A 2,660-nucleotide genomic window follows, 5' to 3' on the forward strand; every position below is an offset into this window, starting at 1 on the left:
CGGCGTGCAGATGGCGGTCTTCCCGCTGGCCGAGCAGTACAAGATGCCGTACATCGGCGGCGGCGCGATGGCGGCGGGGCTCACCGGGAAGGACGCGATCGCGTACTACTCGCGCATCCACACCCACGCCCGGATGCAGGCGGCGGCCGGGTGGAAGTGGGGGTTCGACAACCTCGGGAAGAACTGGACGTTCCTGGTGGCCGACTACGCGTGGGGCCACTCGCTGGCGGAGGAGTTCGGCAGCCGGATCAAGGCGGCCGGCGGAAAGACGCAGACGATCCTTGCGCCGCAGAACACCAGCGACTTCGTCCCGTTCCTGCAGAAGGTCGACCCGGACACGAAGGTCCTCTTCACGGCGTTCCTCGGCGCGCCCGCGCTGGGCGTGATGCGGCAGACCGTGGAGCTCGGGCTGCACAAGCGGCTCCAGCGGTACACCGTCATCTGCTGCACCGACGGCGTCGGACAGGAGACGGTCGGGAAGGAGTCGGCCGGGGCGCACTACTTGAGCTACTACCCCCGCCACGCCTCCCAGGTCCCCAAGGAGCTCCAGGCGTACGACAAGGCGTACCGGAAGGCGGTCGGGATGGCCGACAACGGCAGGGACGCCTCCGACCCGAAGAACACGGCCACCGTATCCCACATGTGGACGATGTGGACCACCCCGTACATGATCAAGCAGGCGGTCGAGAAGTCCGCGTGGAAGGATTCGAAGAAGAACGCCGACTTCATGAAGGCGTTCAACTCGCTGAAGGTGAAGGCGGGCCCGTGGGCACCGCAGGGCGACCTGGTGATGCGGGAGAACGACCACCAGGGATTCCACGACCATTACCTCGAGGAGGTCCAGCCGGACCTCTCCCTGAAGGTGATCGCGCGGGTGCCGAAGGAGAAACTGATGTACGACGCGCCGGTCGACCTGCGGTCGAAGCTCTAGACCCGCGGAGGTCCGCAGACGGTGGCGTCGAACCTGGCGGTGGCGGTGATGAACGGGATCGTCTGGGGTCTGATCATGGCGTTGATCGCCCTGGGACTGAACCTGATCTTCGGCCTCCTCCACATCATCAACATGGCCCACGGGGCCCTCTACATGCTCGGTGCGGTGTTCTCCTGGTACGTCATCGAGTGGACGGGGAACTACTGGCTGGCGCTCCTCGTCGCCCCGCTGGCGGTCGGGCTGATCGGGCTCGCCCTCGAGCGCGGGCTTCTCCGGACGATCGAGGACCAGCCGCTGGTCACGATCATCTGCACCTTCGGCATCATGCTGGTGCTCCAGCAGCTCGTGCTCACCGGGTTCGGGGGGACCGCCCGGAGGATCGCGCTTCCGATCCCCGGGCGGTTCCCGCTGTTCGACCTGCAGTATCCCGTGATGCGGATCGTGATCGCCGCGATCTCCGCCGCCGTGATGGGGGGGCTGTGGTTCTTCCTCAACCGGACCCGGTACGGACTCTGGATGCGGGCGGTGGTGCAGGACCGGGAGATGGCGGTCGCGCTGGGGATCCCGGTGTACAAGGTCTACATGTGGACGTTCGTCCTCGGGTCGGTCCTCGCGGCGTTCTCCGGCGTGCTGGCGGCGCCGATCGTGTCGGTCGACTTCATGATGGGGCGGGAGATCCTCATCATGGCGTTCATCATCGTGATCGTCGGCGGGATGGGGAACCTGTGGGGGTCGGTGATCACGGCGGTCGTCATCTCCCTCATCCACGGGGTGGGATCGATCTTCGTGGTCCCCTCGACCGCCACGGTGTTCTCCCTGGGCTTCATGATCCTGGTCCTGCTCGTCCGGCCCCAGGGACTCTTCGGGGAGTGATGCTCCTCGACCGGTGGAAAGGGGGGGCGTTCCCCCTCGCGTTCGGCGTCGCGACGGCCGTCCTGGCCGCCGTCCCGTATTTCGCCGACCTCTTCTACCAGACGTTCCTCACCGAGGTGCTGGTGTGGGCCCTCTTCGCCATCTCCTTCGACCTCATCTTCGGGTACGCCGGGCTCCTGAGCTTCGGGCAGGCGCTCTTTTTCGGACTGGGCGGATACGCCGTGGCGATATCGATCCTCAAGCTGGGCCTGGGGACCGGCGCGGGACTTCTCCTCTCGGTGGCGGTCCCCGTCGCGTTCGCCGCGTTCGTCGGCTTCTTCTCGGTGCGTCTCACCGGCATCCACTTCGTCATCATCACCATCATCTTCGCCCTGATCGGGAGCACCGTGGGGGAGACGTGGACCTCGCTCACGGGGGGCGCCGACGGGCTGGTCTTCATGCCGCCGCCGCTGGACGTCGGCGTGGCGAAGCTGGACCTCATGGACATCCGCACCACCTACCACCTGGTCCTGGCGGTCACGGCGCTCTCCTACCTCTTCCTGCGCCGGATGGTCGGTTCGCCGCTGGGGAAGGTGTTCGTGGCGATCCGGGAGAACGAGGAGCGCGCGCGGCTGATCGGCTACGACGTCCGCCGGTACAAGCTTCTGGCGTTCGTGATCGCGGGCGGGCTCTCGGGTCTCGCGGGGGGGCTCTACTCCCTGAGCCTGAAGTACGCCTCGGCGACGTTCCTCCACTGGTCCATTTCCGGCCACGCGGTGGTGTACACCATCGTGGGCGGGGGCGGAACGCTCGTGGGGCCGATGCTCGGGGCGGGGCTCATCATGTCGCTCGAACATTACCTGGTGAAGCTGCTGAC

3 protein-coding genes are annotated in these 2,660 nt (G+C 66.7%); all 3 read left to right on the top strand.

Annotated elements, in window-relative coordinates; genetic code table 11:
* Positions 1–931, top strand: a 931-nt coding sequence (locus HZB86_09720) for an ABC transporter substrate-binding protein (GenBank protein MBI5905807.1), incomplete at its 5' end; no start/stop codon positions are given.
* A gap of 21 nt (positions 932–952) precedes the next feature.
* Positions 953–1,804, top strand: coding sequence for a branched-chain amino acid ABC transporter permease (locus HZB86_09725; GenBank protein ID MBI5905808.1), 852 nt, complete (start codon positions 953–955; stop codon positions 1,802–1,804).
* Positions 1,801–2,660, top strand: an 860-nt coding sequence (locus HZB86_09730) for a branched-chain amino acid ABC transporter permease (protein ID MBI5905809.1), incomplete at its 3' end; no start/stop codon positions are given. The genes HZB86_09725 and HZB86_09730, both read left to right, overlap by 4 nt.

It is taken from the genome of Deltaproteobacteria bacterium (genome assembly GCA_016234845.1).
Taxonomy (GTDB): Bacteria; Desulfobacterota; Deferrimicrobia; order Deferrimicrobiales; family Deferrimicrobiaceae; genus JACRNP01.